Genomic DNA, 16626 nt, shown 5'->3' with positions numbered 1-16626 from the left:
GGCATGCACGAACACCATGACCGAACACGACTATCTGTTGGCCTGGGGCCTTTACGCCGTCGCCGCCCTGGGCTGCCTGCTGGTGGCCTTCAAGCTCACCGGCTGGATGTGGCGCTGGCTGCGCGAGCCGCTGCGGGTGNCATCGACCGTGTTGCTGTCATCCGCCGGGCGTGGGCAGCGGTAGTGGCGCGGGTACTCGTCACCGGCGGTGGTGCGGGTGTAGTACAGGTACGGGCCCCAGGGCGAGGGCAGCGACAGGTCGGTTTCGAGGATGCGGCCCTTGATCTCTTCGAACAGCTGCTCGCGCAGCGGCGCCTGGTCGGCCAGGCAGGCCTCCTGATACGCGTTTTCCGCGTTCAGGTAGGCCAGCACTTCAGGGGTGTCGCGGTCTTGCAGCCAGGCGTAGGGGTCGGTGCCTTCGGCTTGGTGGGCGATGGGGGGCTGGGGTTTGCTCGGCATCGGAGGTCTCTAGGCAGTGGTTGTCTGCGCAGGCCCATCGCCGGCAAGCCGGCTCCCACATCGGATGGCACAGGACCTGTGGGAGCCGGCTTGCCGGCGATGGGCCGGGACAGGTAGACGCTGTCTGCGCCGGGAAAAGTGTTTATCATAGGCGTCTCTTCGCCTGGCATGCACGAACACCATGACCGAACACGACTATCTGTTGGCCTGGGGCCTTTACGCCGTCGCCGCCCTGGGCTGCCTGCTGGTGGCCTTCAAGCTCACCGGCTGGATGTGGCGCTGGCTGCGCGAGCCGCTGCGGGTGATCGTCGCCGTGCTGCTGCTGTCGCCGACCATCGTCGACCCGGTCAAGGACAGCTTCGCCCCGGCCATTGCCATCACCGCCCTGGACGTNTACGGGCCCCAGGGCGAGGGCAGCGACAGGTCGGTTTCGAGGATGCGGCCCTTGATCTCTTCGAACAGCTGCTCGCGCAGCGGCGCCTGGTCGGCCAGGCAGGCCTCCTGATACGCGTTTTCCGCGTTCAGGTAGGCCAGCACTTCAGGGGTGTCGCGGTCTTGCAGCCAGGCGTAGGGGTCGGTGCCTTCGGCTTGGTGGGCGATGGGCCGGGACAGGTAGACGCTGTCTGCGCCGGGAAAAGTGTTTATCATAGGCGTCTCTTCGCCTGGCATGCACGAACACCATGACCGAACACGACTATCTGTTGGCCTGGGGCCTTTACGCCGTCGCCGCCCTGGGCTGCCTGCTGGTGGCCTTCAAGCTCACCGGCTGGATGTGGCGCTGGCTGCGCGAGCCGCTGCGGGTGATCGTCGCCGTGCTGCTGCTGTCGCCGACCATCGTCGACCCGGTCAAGGACAGCTTCGCCCCGGCCATTGCCATCACCGCCCTGGACGTGGCGTTCAAGGTGGGCAACAACGCCTGGCGCGCAGCCTCCGACCTTGCCATGTACGGCATGATCGCCTTCGCCCTGTACTTCGTCTTCGTCTTGATCCGCTGGCCGCTGGAAAAGCGCGCCGCCGAGCGCCGTGCCCAGCGCGAGGCCACCGCCCAGCGCCAGGCGAAGGAAGATGCCGAGGTGGCGGACGCGGATTCGATCGCCGCCAACCGCCAGGACCGCTACCGCGACGACCCCCCCGCCGCCCCCGCGCGCCGCGCAGGCCCGGGCCAGGGCCGCGTCGAACCGCGTCTGTAAGCCAGGAGCCGCGAACATGTGCGAACTGCTGGGCATGAGCGCCAACGTCCCCACCGACATCGTCTTCAGCTTCACCGGCCTCATGCAGCGCGGCGGGCGCACCGGCCCGCATCGCGATGGCTGGGGCATCGGCTTCTACGAAGGGCGCGGCCTGCGCCTGTTCCAGGACCCGGCAGCGAGCAGCGAGTCGGAGGTGGCCAACCTGGTGCAGCGCTACCCGATCAAGAGCGAAGTGGTCATCGGCCATATCCGCCAGGCCAACGTCGGCAAGGTCTGCCTGTCCAACACCCACCCGTTCGTGCGTGAGCTGTGGGGCCGCAACTGGTGCTTCGCGCACAACGGCCAGTTGGGCGACTTCGCTGGCCAGCGCACCTTCTACTGGCCGATCGGGGACACGGACAGCGAGGCGGCGTTCTGCGACCTGCTCAACCGTATCCGCGCCGCCTTCCCTGAGCCCGTGCCAGCCGAACAGCTGCTGCCAGTACTGGTCGAGGCCTGTGCCGAGTACCGTGGCAAGGGCGTGTTCAACTGCCTGCTCAGCGACGGCGACTGGCTGTTCTGCTTCTGCTCGACCAAGCTGGTGCACATTACCCGTCGCGCGCCATTTGGTGCCGCGCGCTTGAAAGATGTCGACCTGATCGTCGATTTTCACACGCAAACCACCCCAAACGACGTGGTCACGGTGATCGCTACCGAAGCCTTGACCGAGAACGAGACCTGGAACCGCTACGAGCCGGGTCAATGGGCCCTGTGGCGCCATGGTGAGTGCGTCGCCCACGGCCAGAGCTAGGCTTTGTACGCAAAGCGCCTGCGCGACGATCATGCTGCGTTGAAAACAGGCTCGGAATGCTCATTTACAACCAGTAAACTCCGCTTCCTCGCCTGTTTTCGCCTTGCCTGATCGCCGCTCGGCAACTTTGCGTACAAACCCTAAGGACGCTCCATGTTCAGAAGTTACCTGCGTTTGCTGTTGTTCACCTTCGGCCTGCTGGCTGGTATCCAGGTGCCCGGGCTGGTCAAGGACTACAGCCAGCGGGTCGAAGCGCATTTGCTGGAATCGCGCCAGGCGCTCGATGGCTTCAGGCAGACGGCCCAGCGCTTCTTCAATGGCGACTTGCAGGCGCTGGTGCGGCATTACCGCAGCAGTGACGACCCGGTGTTCAACAGCGATGCCAACAGCATCGAGAGCCTGCTGATCCGCAATCAGCTGCTGGAGCATGAGTGGCAGGCACTGCAAGGGTCGTGGGTGAGCCGCACCTGGCATGTGCTGGTGCAGCCGGAGCCGGCGCTGCGGGAAGAGACGCTCAAGGGCTACAGCTACCAGATCCTGCTGGTGCCCGAGGCGATTGGCTGGGGAATTGGCGCCGGGTTCGTGCTGGCGTTCGTGGTCGAGAGCCTGTTGCTGGTGCTCGGCTGGGTGATCCTGGGTGGGCGGCGCAAGGCGGTCAAGGAGAGCTGGCGCTGACACTGTAGGGGGCCGCGCTGCGGCCCTTTCGCCCCCACCCTGAAGTTTGCACGTCACCTGTAGGAGCGGCCTTGTGCCGCGAAAGGGCCGCAAAGCGGCCCCGGCGATCTTGGGCGTACTCGAGAACCAGGGGGCGCTGCGCACCCCTTTCCGGCCGGTCCGGCGCCCCGGCAAGGCCGCGCCTACAGAAAAGTTGTGCAAGACAATTGCTCCCACCCCGACCGCGTGCACTGCCCCTGTGGGAGCCGGCTTGCCGGCGACGAGGCCGGTAAAGGCGAGGAATGCCTTCAGACCAGCACAATCCGCTGCCCCCCCACATCCCGCGCATAGCGCTCCAGCACCTGCCGGCACACCCCCACCACCTCGTCCACCAACGCCACCCCGGTCTGCCAGGCCACCACCAGCTCCAGGCTCGGCGGCGGCTGCAAACCTTCCAGCAGCACCAGTTCCCCTCGGCTCAACTCGCTGTCCACCAACGCCGGTGGCAGTGCGCCGATACCGAACCCGTCGCGCAGCAACCGGGTAATCGCCGCCACCGAGTTCACGCAGTTCAGCCGTGGCATCTCGGCCCCCGCCGCCTGCAACAGGCTGAGCACCTCCTGGTGCGGCCGTGAATTCTTCGAGAAGGTGACGATGCGTTCGCGGGCCAGCTCCGCCAGCGAGGCGTAGTCGCGGTGGTGCGGTGAGCCGGCGGCGACAATCCAGCCCATGGGGTAGCGCGCCAGGTCCTGGCTGCGGATCGACGGCTCGCGCAGCAGGTCGGTCTGCAGGATCACATCGAGGAAGCCCTTTTGCAGTTGCTCGCGCAGGTTCAGCGCGGTGTCGGCCACCAGCTCGATCTCCACCTGCGGGTAGCGCTCGGTGAGCTCCGCCACCAGCGCGCTCATCCAGGTGTGGATCACCGTGTCCATCACCCCCAGGCGGATGCGCCCGGTCTTGGTCCGGTCGCTGTCCAGCGACTGCTTCATGGCCTTGGCGGTGTCGAGCATGCGCTCGGCGTATTCGAGCACCTTGCCGCCTTCGGGCGTCAGGCTGACCCCGCGCGAGTCGCGCAGCAGCAGTTTCACCCCAAGGTCGGCCTCCAGCGCGGCGATGCGGCTGGACACCGAGGCCTGGGTGGTGAACAGCTTCTCGGCGGTGAGGCGGAAGCTCTTGAGCCGGGCGACCCAGACGAAGGTTTCGAGGAATCGAAGGTTCATGATCAGTTTTTCTTGTTCCAGACCGGCGGATTTTCTCGTTGGACGCACAGGGTGTTGGCTCTGAACATGACTGCCAGGCCGCGACCTCGACGTCGCCCTCAGAACAATACCAACAAGCCGAGGCATATATGAACCCGACCGGCGTGCAGCAGCAGGCCCCCGCCCGATCTTCGAACGGCACCTTCGCGTGGTACCGCGATATCGACTCCCAGCAACGACGCACTTTCTGGAGCTGCAAGATCGGCTACGGCCTGGACGGCATGGACACCCAGATGCTGAGCTTCGTCATCCCCACCCTGATCATGTTGTGGGGTATCAGCACCGCCGAGGCGGGGCTGATCCACACCAGCACCCTGATCGCCTCGGCGCTGGGCGGCTGGGTTGCCGGCATCCTCTCCGACCGCATCGGCCGCGTGCGCACCCTGCAACTGACGGTGCTGTGGTTCGCTTTCTTCACCTTCCTCTGCGGCTTCGCCCAGAACTACGAGCAACTGCTGATTGCTCGCACCCTGATGGGCTTCGGCTTTGGTGGCGAGTGGACCGCCGGCGCGGTGCTGATCGGCGAGGTGATCCGCGCCCAGGACCGTGGCAAGGCAGTGGGCATGGTGCAGTCGGGTTGGGCCATTGGCTGGGGCCTGACCGCCATCCTCTACGCGCTGCTGTTCTCCTGGCTGCCCGCCGAGCAGGCCTGGCGCGCGCTGTTCCTGCTCGGGCTGCTGCCAGCGATCTTCGTGATCTTCGTGCGCCGCCTGGTCAAGGACCCCGAGGTGTACCGTGAGGCCAAGGCTGCGGAAAACGCCGAGGCGCCTTCGCACTTCTACGAAATCTTCGCCCCCGGCATGCTCTGGATCACTGTGCGCGCCTCGTTGCTGACCACCGGCGCCCTGGGCGGCTACTACGCCATCACCTCGTGGCTGCCGACCTTCCTCAAGAACGAGCGCGGCCTGAGTGTCCTGGGTACTGGCGGCTACCTGGCCATGGTCATTGTCGGCTCTTACATCGGCTACGTGATCAGCGCCTACCTCAGCGATATCCTCGGGCGCCGGAAGAACTTCATCCTGTTCGCGGTGGGCTCGTTCGTCATCGTCCTGCTGTACACACAGCTGCCGGTTAGCGATGGTGTGATGCTGTGGCTGGGCTTCCCGCTGGGCTTCTTCGCTTCGGGCATCTTCAGCGGCATGGGCTCGTTCCTCACCGAACTGTTCCCCACCCGCATCCGCGGTTCGGGGCAGGGCTTCTGCTACAACATCGGCAAGGTCATCGCGGCGCTGTTCCCCCTGATGATCGGCCTGCTGGGTGAGAAAGTGCCGCTGGGCCTGGGCATCGGCGCGTTCGCCGCGGTGTCCTACGGCGTGGTGATCGTGGCGGCGCTGAGCCTGCCGGAAACCCGCGGCAAACAACTGCTGGCACGCTAAGGTAGGCAGCATGAACATCGACTCAGGAGTCCGCCAGGTGAACCGCCTACTACTCAATTGCGACATGGGTGAAAGTTTCGGCAGCTGGCGCATGGGCCTGGATGCCGAGGTGATGCCCTTTATCGACTGCGCCAACATCGCCTGCGGCTACCACGCCGGCGACCCCAGCATCATGCGCCGTACCGTGGCCTTGGCGCTGGAGCATGGCGTGACCATCGGCGCGCACCCGGCCTACCCGGACCTGGTCGGTTTCGGTCGCCGCTCCATGGCCTGCAGCACCGAGGAAATCCGCGACCTGCTGCACTACCAGATCGGCGCGCTGGACGGCATCTGCAAGGTGCTGGGCAGCCGGGTAGCCTACATCAAGCCCCATGGCGCGCTGTACAACGACATGATGGCCGACCCGCAAAAATTGCGGGCCGTGCTCGAAGCGGTGGCCGCCTATGATGCCAGCCTGCCGTTGATGCTCATGGCCACCGCAGACAACAGCGCCGCCCAGGCGCTGGGCGATGCGGTCGGTGTGCCCCTGTGGTTCGAGGCCTTCGCCGACCGCGCCTACACCGCCAGCGGTCACCTGGTGTCGCGGCGCCTGCCGGGCGCGGTGCACCACGCCCCGGCCTTGGTGGTGGAACAGGCCCTGCGCCTGGCCAAGGGCGAAACGCTGGTGGCCGACGACGGCAGCGCCGTGCGCCTGAGCGCCAGCACCCTGTGCGTGCATGGCGACAACGACAGCTCCGTGGCCGCCGTGCGCCAGATCCGCCAGGCCCTCGACGCGCTGGAGCAACCATGACCCCGCGTATCGAAGTGGTGGGCATCGATAGCCTGATGGTGCGCCTGTTCGATGCCATCGAAGAGTCCAACATGCCGTGGATACTGGCCGCCAGCCAGCGCCTGCGGGCTGCATTCGGCGAGCATCTGATCGACCTTGTACCGTCCTATACCACGCTGATGGTGCAGTTCGCGCTGGCGCCCAGCGAGGCGCGCCAGCGTATCCTTCAGGCGCTCGAAGGCCTGCGCCCGGATGCGGGTGCAACCGGGCGCAAGCATGAAATCCCGGTGTGGTACCACGCCAGCGTAGGCCCGGAGCTGCCGGTGCTGGCCGCCCGTGCCGGCCTGAGCGAGGCCGAGGTGATCCGCCTGCACAGCGGGCGCGACTACCCGGTATTCGCCCTGGGGTTCGCCCCGGGTTTCGGCTTCATGGGCCTGGTCGACGAGCGCCTGGCCAGCCCGCGCCTGAGCACGCCGCGCAAGCGCGTGGCCGCCGGTAGCGTGGGCATCGCCGAGCGCCAGACGGCCGCCTACCCGGCGGTATCGCCGGGCGGCTGGAACCTGATCGGGCGTACACCGGTGCGCCTGTTCGACCGCGAACGCGAGGGCTACAGCCTGTTGCAACCGGGCGACCGGGTACGTTTTGTGGCGGTTGACCACCGTGAATTCATCAACCTGGGCGGTGACGACAGCCCGCTGGAGGCCCAGGCATGAGCCAGTTGAGGATCGAGGCCAGCACCGCGCTGTGCCTGTTGCAGGATGCCGGGCGCTTCGGCGTGCGCCATCTGGGCGTGACCCAAGGGGGCGCGCTGGATTGGGTGGCGATGCGCTGGGCCAACTGGCTGCTGGGCAACGACCTGGACAGCGCCGTGGTCGAGATCGCCCTGGGCGGGTTCACCGTGGTCGCCGAGCAGGACTGCGTGCTGGCGCTGGCGGGGGCAGACCTGGACGCTCGAATCGATGAACAGCCTGTGGCGCCCTGGCGCAGTTTCCCATTGCGCCGCGGGCAGTGCCTGACGCTGCGCCAGCCGCGTCAGGGTGTACGGGCCTACCTGGCGGCGCCCGGTGGATTTAAGGGGGAGGCGGTGCTGGGCAGTTGCGCCACGGTGGCAAGGGAAGGGCTGGGCGGGTGTGATGGCCAAGGTCGGGCGTTGGTGAAGGGAGAGGTGCTGCACGCCGCCGCGGCCATCGTGGGGCAAGTCGGGGCGCCGAACCGCCGCTCCCACGTGCCTGACGCGTTGCGTCCGGTCCATGTGGACAAGCCACTGCTGGACCTGGTGATGGGCGCGCAGATCGGCGACTTCAGTGGCTCCAGCCTGTTCGAGGCGTTCAACCGCGACTGGACCCTGGACAGCCGCGCCGACCGCATGGGCATTCGCCTGCTCGGGCCGCAGTTGGTGTATCAGGGCGCGCCGATGATTTCCGAGGGGATCCCGCTGGGTGCCGTGCAGGTGCCGCCGGATGGGCAGCCGATCGTGCTGCTCAATGACCGGCAGACCATTGGTGGCTATCCGCGGCTGGGGGCGCTGACGCCGCTGGCGCTGGCGCAACTGGCGCAGTGCATGCCGGGGGCGGTGGTGCGGTTTCGGGCGGTGGTGCAGGAGATGGCTTGGAGCGAGCATCAGGCCTATGTCCAGCGTTGGGGAATCTGAATCCCGCCTGCCCCTTCTACCGCTTAGACGATCGAGGGGCAGGTGGTTTTCCGGGAGCAATGTGCTGTGGTGTAGCAATTTGTAGTAGATAGTAGTGCGGCGTATCGGGAAATAGCGTGTTTGCGAGCCCAATGATCACACCTGTGTTTCACCCTAATCGAGAGTGTTATTACGCACTGCATCAGCATCTTGGGTAACAGGAGTTAACTGTAATACGGAGTTCAACCTTTTATCCTGGCTTTGTGAACCTGGAGGGCCAAATTTATCACGCAGGGTTTTTTCGTGTTCGGCAGCAAGATCGTAAATCGCGGCAGTCGCATCGGTTAGTCGGTGCTCTGCCAGCAACTTAGTACGTTTTGCCTTATGATCGGATTCTCGCTTTCTCCGAAAATTAAGGCGCATTTCAACCATTTTAAGTGGCACATCGTCGGAGGTGTGTTTTGCTTTAGCGTTTGGATGTCTTTCTTTCACTTCAGGCGTCGCAGCAAGGCTATCACGATTGTTTTCCACGGCTGCAGTTTTTTCTCTGAGTCTGTTAAGTTCTTGCCTGTATGTTGCCATCGCTTTCAGAGTTGTTGGGTCCAATGTCTGCCACTGTTCATGTGTTACGGGCGTTATGGAGCGCTCGTTCCGGCCATGCCCAGAGGGGTCTGTATAATTGACCGGGTCCCCCTCGCAATACCCATAGGCATTAAAACCACCCCGACCAAATGGGCTCAAGCTGTCGGGGGAATTAAAGCGCATCAACACTGGATTGTAGCTGCGATAGCCGGCGCCGAGGATGTAGCTGCCCGTGCGCTCACGCGGCTGACCATTGAAGCCAAGTACCGCCCTGATTAACGCGGCGGTGCTTCTCGTCCCGTAAGGGCTGTAGGCAAACGTTTCCCGGCTCTGGTGGAAATGGTTGAGCACCGACATCTGCATATCGGCGGCGATCAAGGCATGGGACGTATGCTGGCGTGGGGCAATCATGGCAGGCTCTTCGAGGGGGCACGATTGACCTGACTCTGAGCCTGCTGGGTGGGGCGTTCAACTGGCAAAAATGACAGGTGGCTTGATGATCGCCCGGCCGCTGAGGCCGCGTGACCACCGTGCGGCTCAGGCAAACCGCAAAGTGGCCACTCTGCGTGGGCTTACTTGGACAGGTAACGCATCCCGTCTTCCAACCCCTGCAAGGTCAGCGGGTACATCTTGTCCTCGATCAGGTCGCGCATCAGGTGGGTCGACGCCGTGTAGTCCCAGGCCTGCTTGGGGTACGGGTTGATCCAGATGATCTTCTTGAACTTCTCCATGAAGCGTTGCATCCACACATACCCGGCCTCTTCGTTCCAGTGTTCGACGCTGCCACCCGGCTGGGTGATCTCGTAGGGCGCCATGGCCGCATCGCCGACAAAGATCACCTTGTAGTCGTCGCCGTACTTGTGCAGCAGGTCGAAGGTGGCAAAACGCTCCGAAGTGCGGCGCAGGTTGTTCTTCCACACCGACTCGTAGACGCAGTTGTGGAAGTAGTAGTACTCCAGGTGCTTGAACTCGGTCTTGCAGGCCGAAAACAGCTCTTCGCACACCTTGACGTGGGCATCCATCGAACCGCCGATGTCGAACAGCAACAGCAGCTTCACCGTGTTGCGCCGTTCGGGGCGCATCTGGATGTTCAACAGCCCCGCGTCACGGGCGGTGTGGTCGATGGTGCCGTCGATGTCCAGCTCTTCGGCGGCGCCTTCGCGGGCGAACTTGCGCAGCCGGCGCAGGGCCAGCTTGATGTTGCGGGTGCCCAGCTCGACCTGGTCGTCGAGGTTCTTGTACTCGCGCTGGTCCCACACCTTCACCGCCTTGCCTTGGCGCTTGCCGGCCTCGCCGACGCGGATGCCCTCGGGGTTGAAACCGCCGGAGCCGAACGGGCTGGTGCCGCCGGTGCCGATCCACTTGTTGCCGCCGGCGTGGCGTTCCTTTTGCTCTTCCAGGCGTTTCTTGAATTCCTCGATCAGCTTGTCCAGGCCGCCGAGGGACTGGATCTGCGCACGTTCTTCGTCGCTCAGCGAGCGCTCGAATTCCTTGCGCAGCCAGTCGTCGGGAATCAGCGCCTCGATATGCCGGTCGAGGTTCTCCAGGCCCTTGAAGTAGGCGGCGAAGGCCCGGTCGAACTTGTCGAAATGGCGTTCGTCCTTCACCAGGATGGCGCGGGCGAGGTAGTAGAAGTCATCCATGTCGGCGAACACCACGCCCTTTTGCAGGGCATGGTGCAGGTCGAGCAGTTCGCGCACCGACACCGGCACCTTGGCCGCGCGCATTTCATTGAACAGGTTGAGCAGCATGGCCCGGCTCCCGTCAGCGGTTGCCGCGCCGGCTCATGAAGGCCAGGCGCTCGAGCAGCGTCACGTCCTGTTCGTTCTTCACCAGGGCGCCGGCCAGCGGCGGGATGGCCTTGGTCGGGTCGCGCTCGCGCAGCACCGCCTCGCCGATGTTGTCGGCCATCAGCAGCTTGAGCCAGTCGACCAGTTCGGAGGTGGAGGGCTTTTTCTTCAGGCCCGGCACCTTGCGCACGTCGAAGAACACGTCCAGCGCTTCGCTGACCAGCGACTGGCTGATGTTGGGGTAGTGCACGTCGACGATCTGCTGCAGCGTGGCACGGTCGGGGAAGGCGATGTAGTGGAAGAAGCAGCGGCGCAGGAAGGCGTCGGGCAGCTCCTTTTCGTTGTTGGAGGTGATGATGATGATCGGGCGCTGCTTGGCCTTGATGGTCTCGTCGATTTCGTAGACGTAGAACTCCATCTTGTCGAGTTCCTGCAACAGGTCGTTGGGGAACTCGATGTCGGCCTTGTCGATCTCGTCGATCAGCAGGATCACCCGCTCCTCGGCCTCGAAGGCCTCCCACAGCTTGCCCTTCTTCAGGTAGTTGCGCACGTCGTGGACCTTGTCCACGCCCAGCTGCGAATCGCGCAGGCGGCTGACCGCATCGTACTCGTAGAGGCCCTGGTGGGCCTTGGTGGTCGATTTGATGTGCCAGGTGATCAGGCGCGCGCCGAAGGAGGCGGCCAGCTGCTCGGCGAGCATGGTCTTGCCGGTGCCCGGCTCGCCCTTGACCAGCAACGGGCGCTCCAGGGTGATGGCCGCGTTGACCGCCAGTTTCAGGTCGTCTGTGGCGACGTAGTCGCGGGTGCCTTCGAACTTCATGAACCGATCCTCTGGGGGCTTCGAGGGCCTCTTCGCGGGCAAGCCCGCTCCCACAAGCAACTACATTCCCTGTGGGAGCGGGCTTGCCCGCGAAGAGGCCGCTGCAGACAAGCGCTGATTAATGGCGACGACTATAACCCCAGCCCCGGCCCCTGCAAACGCAGACCGGGTATTCAGTCCCTGAATGGCCCGTCACCCCAGGCTCAGTCGGATTTGGGCGGCGGCTGCTCGTAGCGTGCGTTGAAAGCCTGGATGAAGCCGTTGCGCAGGATCTGCAGGAACGCCTCGAAGGCGCTGATATCCTGCTTGTGCACGCTACCGCTGAGCTCCACCCGGGTGGCGAACTGGTTCTTCGGCTGGTTCTTGAGCACCGTCTCGGTGGCGCCCACCAAGGCTTCCCACACCGAGCGGAAGAAGCCCTTGTCCTTGTCGTCGACGTCCTGCTGCCAGTTGAACACGTCGACATCCCGCAGCAGCGGCTTGATATAGCCCCTGAGACGGCCGTTCTCGGCTTCGGCCTCGATCACCATGTCGCCGTGCCCGGCATTGAAGTCGAACTTGCCGTAGGCGCTGGCGAAGTCGTTGAGCCGGCGCAGTTCGATACCGGTGGCGCGCAGGCGGAACTGGAAGTCGTCGAAGTCGCTGAACGGGTCGAAGGTGGCGCGGCTCTCGACCCGGGCGTCGCCCAGCAGCAGGGCGCTGGCGTCGAAGCTGGCATCGCGTCGGCCTTTCTTGTCGCGCACGTTGGTGAGGTTGCGGATGCTGGCGTCCAGCTGGGTGGCCTTGAGGTCCACCGGGGGCTTCGAGGTGAAGTTGCGGAAGGTGAGGGTGCCTTGTTCGATGCGGACCTCGTTGAGGGTGATGGGCACCAGTTTCTCAAGCTGCTGGCGCCAGTCGGTACCCTGGCCGGTCTGTGAGGTCTGCTGGGTGCCGCCATCGACGAAGTTGAGCTTGGGGTGGACAAAGGTCACTTCGGCGACCACCGCGCGGTCCTGCCACAGCGAACGCCAGCTCACCGACAGGTCGATCAGCGGCGCGTCGAGCAGTGGCACCGGCACCATGCCGCTGACCTTGACGATCTTCAGGCCGTTGATCTGGTAGGCGCCGCGCCACCAGGCCAGGTCGACATCGCTGACCTGGCCACGGTAATCGCCCATGTCGGCGAGCCGTTGGTTGAGGTAGTCACGCACCAACCAGGGCAGGGCCAGGTGCAGTGCCACCAGCAACACGAGCAGGCTGGCCAGGGCGACCAGCGGCCAGCGGTATCGGGCTTTCATCGTGCTGTTCCGTACGGGGGTTGCCCGGTTGACCGTGCGTCGCCGGGCCAAGTTCGAACGGGCTTTACGCTCTCCGATTGCAGGCTTAACCTCATGGTTTTCCCTGCACATTCCCTGTTCAAGGACCGCCGTCATGAGCCGTATCTACGCTGACAACGCCCACTCCATCGGCAACACGCCGCTGGTGCAGATCAACCGCATCGCCCCGCGCGGGGTGACCATCCTGGCCAAGACCGAAGGTCGCAACCCGGGCTATTCGGTGAAATGCCGGATCGGCGCGAGCATGATCTGGGACGCCGAAGACAGCGGCAAGCTCAAGCCGGGCATGACCATCGTCGAACCCACCTCGGGCAACACCGGCATTGGCCTGGCGTTCGTCGCCGCCGCCCGCGGCTATCGCCTGGTGCTGACCATGCCGGATTCGATGAGCCTGGAGAGGCGCAAGGTGTTGAAAGCGCTGGGCGCCGAGCTGGTGCTGACCGACAAGGCCAAGGGCATGAAGGGCGCGATCGAGAAGGCCAACGAGATCGTCGCCTCCGACCCTGCGCAGCACTTCTTGCCAGGCCAGTTCGACAACCCGGCCAACCCGGCCATCCACGAGAAGACCACCGGCCCGGAAATCTGGAACGACACCGATGGCGCGGTCGATGTGCTGGTGGCAGGTGTGGGTACCGGGGGCACCATCACCGGGGTGTCGCGCTACATCAAGCACACCCAGGGCAAACCGATCCTGTCGGTGGCGGTGGAGCCCGTGGCCTCGCCGCTGATCAGCCAGACCCTGGCCGGTGAAGAGCTCAAGCCCAGCCCGCACAAGATCCAGGGTATCGGTGCCGGCTTCGTACCGAAGAACCTCGACCTGTCGATCGTCGACCAGGTCGAGACGGTCACCGAGGACGAGTCCAAGGCCATGGCCATCCGCCTGATGCAGGAGGAAGGCATCCTTTGTGGCATCTCCTGTGGCGCTGCGATGGCGGCTGCGGTTCGCCTGGCGGAAAAACCTGAAATGCAGGGTAAGACCATCGTCGTAATCCTGCCCGACTCCGGCGAGCGCTACTTGTCCAGCATGTTGTTCAGCGACCTGTTCACCGAGCAGGAAAACCAGCAGTAGAGCGACAGGCTGCAAGCCTCAAGCTGCAAGTAAAGGCTGCGCAAGTTGATTCAGATCAGCATGAAGCTTGCCGCTTGTAGCTTGCAGCTGCCCCTGAGGGGTTTATGATGTCCGGCTATTCGGGGATGGCCAGATTTCCCCCCAAGGAGTGTTGCATGACCTTTTCCTTCGTCGCCAAGGCCGGTGTCCTGTTGGTCTTTTTCGGCAGCGTGCTGTTCGTGCACCTGCGCGGCAAGGCGCGCCTGCCGGTACTGCGCCAGTTCGTCAACCATTCGGCGCTGTTCGCCCCCTACAACAGCCTGATGTACCTGTTCTCCGGGGTGCCCTCCAAACCCTACCTCGACCGCCAGCGCTTCCCGGAACTGGACGTGCTCAAGGACAACTGGGAGACCATCCGCGAAGAGGCCATGCGCCTGTTCGACGAGGGCTATATCCGCGCCGCCGAGAAAGACAACGACGCAGGTTTCGGCTCGTTCTTCAAGAAAGGCTGGAAGCGTTTCTACCTCAAGTGGTACGACAAACCGCTGCCGTCGGCCGAGGCGCTGTGCCCGAAGACCGTCGAGCTGGTTAGCAGCATCCCCAACGTCAAGGGCGCGATGTTCGCCTTGCTGCCCGGCGGCAGCCACCTGAACCCGCACCGCGACCCCTTCGCCGGTTCCCTGCGCTATCACCTGGGCTTGTCCACGCCCAACTCGGACAACTGCCGCATCTACGTCGATGGCCAGCCCTATGCCTGGCGCGACGGCGAGGACGTGATGTTCGACGAGACCTTCGTGCACTGGGTCAAGAACGAGACCGACGTCACTCGCGTGATCCTGTTCTGCGACGTCGAGCGCCCGCTCAACAGCCCGCTGATGACCCGCATCAACCGCAAGGTCAGCGCCTTCCTCGGCCGCGCCACCGCCCCGCAGAACACCGACGACGAGCGCGTGGGTGGGATCAACCAGGCCTATGCCTGGAGCAAGCGCTTCAGCAACGTGATCAGCGCCCGGGTGAAACAGTTCAAGCGCGCCAACCCCAAGGCCTACCGCGTGCTGCGGCCAGTGCTGGCGGTAGTGGTGGCGTACGCGCTGTATCACTGGTTGTTCTGACCGGGTAAAGGCAATCGCGGGGCAAGCCCGCTCCCACAGAGCCGTGGGAGCGGGCTTGCCCCGCGATGCTTACCCCGCTATATTCCGAAACACTTTCTTCCCGATGATCTGATCATGCCAGCCATCCCTTCCACCACCGCCTACGTTCTCGCGCCTGTCGCGGGCGTTGTCGTGCGTGGCAGCCAGCAGCCGGCCATGATCAGTCACTACCCACCACCTGTCAGTGGCGTCGTAGGCGGCGTAGCTCCGCCTCCTTGCGTGGTCGTACTGGGCTGATCGGCTTCTGGCCGCCGCCCCAACACGCAACCTACTGAACACGGTCGGCTATCCCCTCGCTGCGCGATAGATCCGCCCGTACGGCTTTACTTGCCCATACAGGTGGCAATTCATGTCTGTTTTCAACAAAGCATCCGTGGCCTCGGCGGCCACCACCAGCCTGTTCATCCTGCTGTGGAGCAGCGGGGCGATCGTCTCCAAGCTTGGCCTGGCCCAGGCCAGCCCCTTTGCCTTCCTGCTGCTGCGTTCGGCGCTGGCCCTGTGCGGCCTGTTGCTGATCGGCCCGTTGCTTGGCTTGCGCTGGCCGCGCGGGCGGGGTGCGGTCTTGCGTGCCCTAGGCACGGGGTGTGTGTTGCTGGGCGCCTACCAGATCTTCTACCTGCTGGCGCTGAACACCCACGTCACCCCTGGGGTCATGGCCACGGTCATGGGCGTGCAGCCGATCCTCACCGTGGTGCTGATGGAGCGTCAGCGCTCCTGGAGCCGGTTGTTCGGGCTCGGCCTTGGGCTGGGCGGGCTGGTGATGGTGGTGTACCAGGGCATCAACCTGGGTGGCGTGTCGCTGGCGGGGATGCTGTTCGCCCTGCTGGCGCTGGCCAGCATGACCTTTGGTTCGATCCTGCAGAAGCGCATTACCGATAACCCGATGGGGACTTTGCCGCTGCAATACATGGCCGGTTTTGCCCTGTGCGCGGTGTTTGCGCCGTTCCAGCCGCTGCATGTGGCGTGGAACCTGAGTTTCGTCGGCGCCTTGCTGTGGATGGGGTTGGTGGTGTCGCTACTGGCTACGTTGCTGCTGTACCGGCTGATCGCCAAGGGCAACCTGGTCAATGTCACCAGCCTGTTCTACCTGGTGCCGGCGGTGACCGCGGTGATGGACTTCCTTATCTTTGGCAACCGGTTGGCGCCGCTGAGCTTGCTGGGGATGGGGTTGATCGTGGTGGGGTTGTTGTTTGTGTTTCGCAGGCCGGCGTTGCGTACGGCTGAGGTTTGACTCCTGCCATTTGAAGGCCGCTTTGCGGCCTTTTCTGGTTCTTCCTGGTGCTTCGGGGGCGTCGGTACTGCGCGTGACTTTGGTCTGGCCCGTGGGACGCAGTTGTTCTCATATTGTGCTTAGTTGCTTAGTTGCTTAGTTGCTTAGTTGCTTAGTTGGATTTGTTGGTGGTTTCAAAGTTGTGAGCATATCCATTTGCTTGGGTGACGCTTATTCACCTTTCCGCCCTTACGGCGGCTTACTTTTTTCTTGGAAAAAGTAAGCATGGGCCTGTCCCGTGACAACGGACGCCAAAAAGCTGGCTATTTAGCCTTCTGCCTTAAGCTCTTGGCATATTCGTTCGGAGAACGGTAGCCAAGGGCGGAGTGCAGCCGACAGCTGTTGTAAAAACCATGAACATAGCTGGCGATGGCTAGTTGAGCATGTCGTTTACTGGGATATGCACTGAATGCTTCTTCCCTTTTCAGCGTAGCGAAGAAGCTCTCAGCCACTGCGTTGTCCCAGCAGTTTCCCTTTCGGCTCATGCTTTGCGTGAAGTCTTTCCTGGCCAGTACCGATTGG

16 protein-coding genes and 4 pseudogenes are annotated in these 16626 nt (G+C 64.0%); 12 read left to right on the top strand and 8 right to left on the bottom strand.

What is annotated here, in order from left to right; genetic code table 11:
• Positions 1–16: 16 nt before the first annotated feature.
• Positions 17–157 (top strand): annotated as a pseudogene (locus tag IX761_RS26455) (MFS transporter); the annotation flags it as partial.
• Here the strand turns inward: IX761_RS26455 and IX761_RS26450 are convergent.
• Positions 142–459, bottom strand: a pseudogene (locus tag IX761_RS26450) (S9 family peptidase); the annotation flags it as partial. The pseudogenes IX761_RS26455 and IX761_RS26450 sit on opposite strands and share 16 nt — an antisense overlap.
• A gap of 181 nt (positions 460–640) precedes the next feature.
• On the opposite strand from IX761_RS26450, the pseudogene IX761_RS26445 reads away from it, so the two are divergent.
• Positions 641–892, top strand: a pseudogene (locus tag IX761_RS26445) (MFS transporter); the annotation flags it as partial.
• Here the strand turns inward: IX761_RS26445 and IX761_RS26440 are convergent.
• Positions 856–1107, bottom strand: a pseudogene (locus tag IX761_RS26440) (S9 family peptidase); the annotation flags it as partial. The pseudogenes IX761_RS26445 and IX761_RS26440 sit on opposite strands and share 37 nt — an antisense overlap.
• 32 nt (positions 1108–1139) lie before the next feature.
• Between IX761_RS26440 and IX761_RS26435 the strand changes: the two are divergent.
• The 3 genes from IX761_RS26435 (at position 1140) to IX761_RS26425 (ending at position 3114) form a co-directional block, all read left to right on the top strand.
• The gene (locus tag IX761_RS26435) at positions 1140–1649 is read left to right on the top strand and encodes an MFS transporter (protein WP_194792428.1); all 510 of its coding nucleotides are present in this window, start codon (positions 1140–1142) and stop codon (positions 1647–1649) included.
• Positions 1650–1665: 16 nt separating this feature from the next.
• Positions 1666–2439 (top strand): class II glutamine amidotransferase, encoded by a 774-nt coding sequence (locus IX761_RS26430; protein WP_194792427.1) that lies wholly within the window; start codon positions 1666–1668, stop codon positions 2437–2439.
• Between the two features lie 153 nt (positions 2440–2592).
• A complete protein-coding gene (locus tag IX761_RS26425; RefSeq protein WP_194792426.1) occupies positions 2593–3114 on the top strand; it encodes a DUF2937 family protein in 522 nt (173 codons plus the stop codon).
• Between the two features lie 287 nt (positions 3115–3401).
• Here the strand turns inward: IX761_RS26425 and IX761_RS26420 are convergent, their stop codons facing one another.
• Entirely contained in the window at positions 3402–4313 is a 912-nt protein-coding gene (locus IX761_RS26420) for a LysR family transcriptional regulator (RefSeq protein WP_194792425.1), read from the bottom strand.
• A 128-nt stretch (positions 4314–4441) separates the two neighbouring features.
• Here IX761_RS26420 and IX761_RS26415 point away from each other — a divergent pair, with 128 nt between their 5' ends.
• The 4 genes from IX761_RS26415 to IX761_RS26400 are packed head-to-tail and all read left to right on the top strand — an operon-like array spanning position 4442 to position 8148.
• Entirely contained in the window at positions 4442–5728 is a 1287-nt protein-coding gene (locus tag IX761_RS26415) for an MFS transporter (RefSeq protein ID WP_194792424.1), read from the top strand.
• A 10-nt stretch (positions 5729–5738) separates the two neighbouring features.
• Positions 5739–6518 carry a 5-oxoprolinase subunit PxpA gene (locus IX761_RS26410; protein ID WP_194792423.1) on the top strand — a complete coding sequence of 260 codons (780 nt, stop codon included), beginning with the start codon at positions 5739–5741 and terminating at the stop codon, positions 6516–6518.
• On the top strand, positions 6515–7210 hold the full coding sequence (gene pxpB, locus IX761_RS26405; protein WP_194792422.1) for a 5-oxoprolinase subunit PxpB: 696 nt from the start codon (positions 6515–6517) through the stop codon (positions 7208–7210). Before IX761_RS26410 ends, pxpB begins: the two co-directional genes overlap by 4 nt.
• Positions 7207–8148, top strand: a complete 942-nt coding sequence (locus IX761_RS26400) for a biotin-dependent carboxyltransferase family protein (protein WP_194792421.1) — start codon at positions 7207–7209, stop codon at positions 8146–8148. Before pxpB ends, IX761_RS26400 begins: the two co-directional genes overlap by 4 nt.
• Positions 8149–8301: 153 nt before the next feature.
• Here the strand turns inward: IX761_RS26400 and IX761_RS26395 are convergent, their stop codons facing one another.
• The 4 genes from IX761_RS26395 to IX761_RS26380 all read right to left on the bottom strand — a co-directional run bounded on the left by IX761_RS26395 (position 8302) and on the right by IX761_RS26380 (position 12596).
• The gene (locus IX761_RS26395; protein ID WP_194792420.1) at positions 8302–9120 is read right to left on the bottom strand and encodes an RHS repeat-associated core domain-containing protein; all 819 of its coding nucleotides are present in this window, start codon (positions 9118–9120) and stop codon (positions 8302–8304) included.
• 161 nt (positions 9121–9281) lie between these two features.
• Positions 9282–10460 carry a vWA domain-containing protein gene (locus IX761_RS26390; RefSeq protein ID WP_194792419.1) on the bottom strand — a complete coding sequence of 393 codons (1179 nt, stop codon included), beginning with the start codon at positions 10458–10460 and terminating at the stop codon, positions 9282–9284.
• 13 nt (positions 10461–10473) lie between these two features.
• Positions 10474–11319, bottom strand: coding sequence for an AAA family ATPase (locus tag IX761_RS26385; RefSeq protein ID WP_194792418.1), 846 nt, complete (start codon positions 11317–11319; stop codon positions 10474–10476).
• Between the two features lie 203 nt (positions 11320–11522).
• Positions 11523–12596 carry a DUF748 domain-containing protein gene (locus tag IX761_RS26380; RefSeq protein WP_194792417.1) on the bottom strand — a complete coding sequence of 358 codons (1074 nt, stop codon included), beginning with the start codon at positions 12594–12596 and terminating at the stop codon, positions 11523–11525.
• 133 nt (positions 12597–12729) lie between these two features.
• Here IX761_RS26380 and cysK point away from each other — a divergent pair, with 133 nt between their 5' ends.
• From cysK to IX761_RS26365, 3 genes are all read left to right on the top strand, one after another.
• Entirely contained in the window at positions 12730–13704 is a 975-nt protein-coding gene (cysK, locus tag IX761_RS26375; protein WP_194792416.1) for a cysteine synthase A, read from the top strand.
• Between the two features lie 155 nt (positions 13705–13859).
• Positions 13860–14795 (top strand): aspartyl/asparaginyl beta-hydroxylase domain-containing protein, encoded by a 936-nt coding sequence (locus IX761_RS26370; RefSeq protein WP_194792415.1) that lies wholly within the window; start codon positions 13860–13862, stop codon positions 14793–14795.
• A 388-nt stretch (positions 14796–15183) separates the two neighbouring features.
• A complete protein-coding gene (locus IX761_RS26365) occupies positions 15184–16065 on the top strand; it encodes a DMT family transporter (protein ID WP_194792414.1) in 882 nt (293 codons plus the stop codon).
• A 302-nt stretch (positions 16066–16367) separates the two neighbouring features.
• Here the strand turns inward: IX761_RS26365 and IX761_RS26360 are convergent.
• On the bottom strand, positions 16368–16626 hold a 259-nt coding region (locus IX761_RS26360; RefSeq protein ID WP_194791938.1), incomplete at its 5' end, for an integrase core domain-containing protein.

The organism is Pseudomonas sp. UFMG81, from assembly GCF_015354575.1.
Taxonomy (GTDB): domain Bacteria; phylum Pseudomonadota; class Gammaproteobacteria; order Pseudomonadales; family Pseudomonadaceae; genus Aquipseudomonas.
Note: the sequence above shows the minus strand (reverse complement) of the source record. Positions and strands in the feature narration are given on the sequence as shown.

Bases quoted from the DNA above. Each gene is read 5' to 3' on its own strand.
- IX761_RS26435 (WP_194792428.1), top strand. From the start codon at position 1,140: ATGACCGAACACGACTATCTGTTGGCCTGGGGCCTTTACGCCGTCGCC.
- IX761_RS26430 (WP_194792427.1), top strand. From the start codon at position 1,666: ATGTGCGAACTGCTGGGCATGAGCGCCAACGTCCCCACCGACATCGTC.
- IX761_RS26425 (WP_194792426.1), top strand. From the start codon at position 2,593: ATGTTCAGAAGTTACCTGCGTTTGCTGTTGTTCACCTTCGGCCTGCTG.
- IX761_RS26420 (WP_194792425.1), bottom strand. From the start codon at position 4,313: ATGAACCTTCGATTCCTCGAAACCTTCGTCTGGGTCGCCCGGCTCAAG.
- IX761_RS26415 (WP_194792424.1), top strand. From the start codon at position 4,442: ATGAACCCGACCGGCGTGCAGCAGCAGGCCCCCGCCCGATCTTCGAAC.
- IX761_RS26410 (WP_194792423.1), top strand. From the start codon at position 5,739: ATGAACATCGACTCAGGAGTCCGCCAGGTGAACCGCCTACTACTCAAT.
- pxpB (WP_194792422.1), top strand. From the start codon at position 6,515: ATGACCCCGCGTATCGAAGTGGTGGGCATCGATAGCCTGATGGTGCGC.
- IX761_RS26400 (WP_194792421.1), top strand. From the start codon at position 7,207: ATGAGCCAGTTGAGGATCGAGGCCAGCACCGCGCTGTGCCTGTTGCAG.
- IX761_RS26395 (WP_194792420.1), bottom strand. From the start codon at position 9,120: ATGATTGCCCCACGCCAGCATACGTCCCATGCCTTGATCGCCGCCGAT.
- IX761_RS26390 (WP_194792419.1), bottom strand. From the start codon at position 10,460: ATGCTGCTCAACCTGTTCAATGAAATGCGCGCGGCCAAGGTGCCGGTG.
- IX761_RS26385 (WP_194792418.1), bottom strand. From the start codon at position 11,319: ATGAAGTTCGAAGGCACCCGCGACTACGTCGCCACAGACGACCTGAAA.
- IX761_RS26380 (WP_194792417.1), bottom strand. From the start codon at position 12,596: ATGAAAGCCCGATACCGCTGGCCGCTGGTCGCCCTGGCCAGCCTGCTC.
- cysK (WP_194792416.1), top strand. From the start codon at position 12,730: ATGAGCCGTATCTACGCTGACAACGCCCACTCCATCGGCAACACGCCG.
- IX761_RS26370 (WP_194792415.1), top strand. From the start codon at position 13,860: ATGACCTTTTCCTTCGTCGCCAAGGCCGGTGTCCTGTTGGTCTTTTTC.
- IX761_RS26365 (WP_194792414.1), top strand. From the start codon at position 15,184: ATGTCTGTTTTCAACAAAGCATCCGTGGCCTCGGCGGCCACCACCAGC.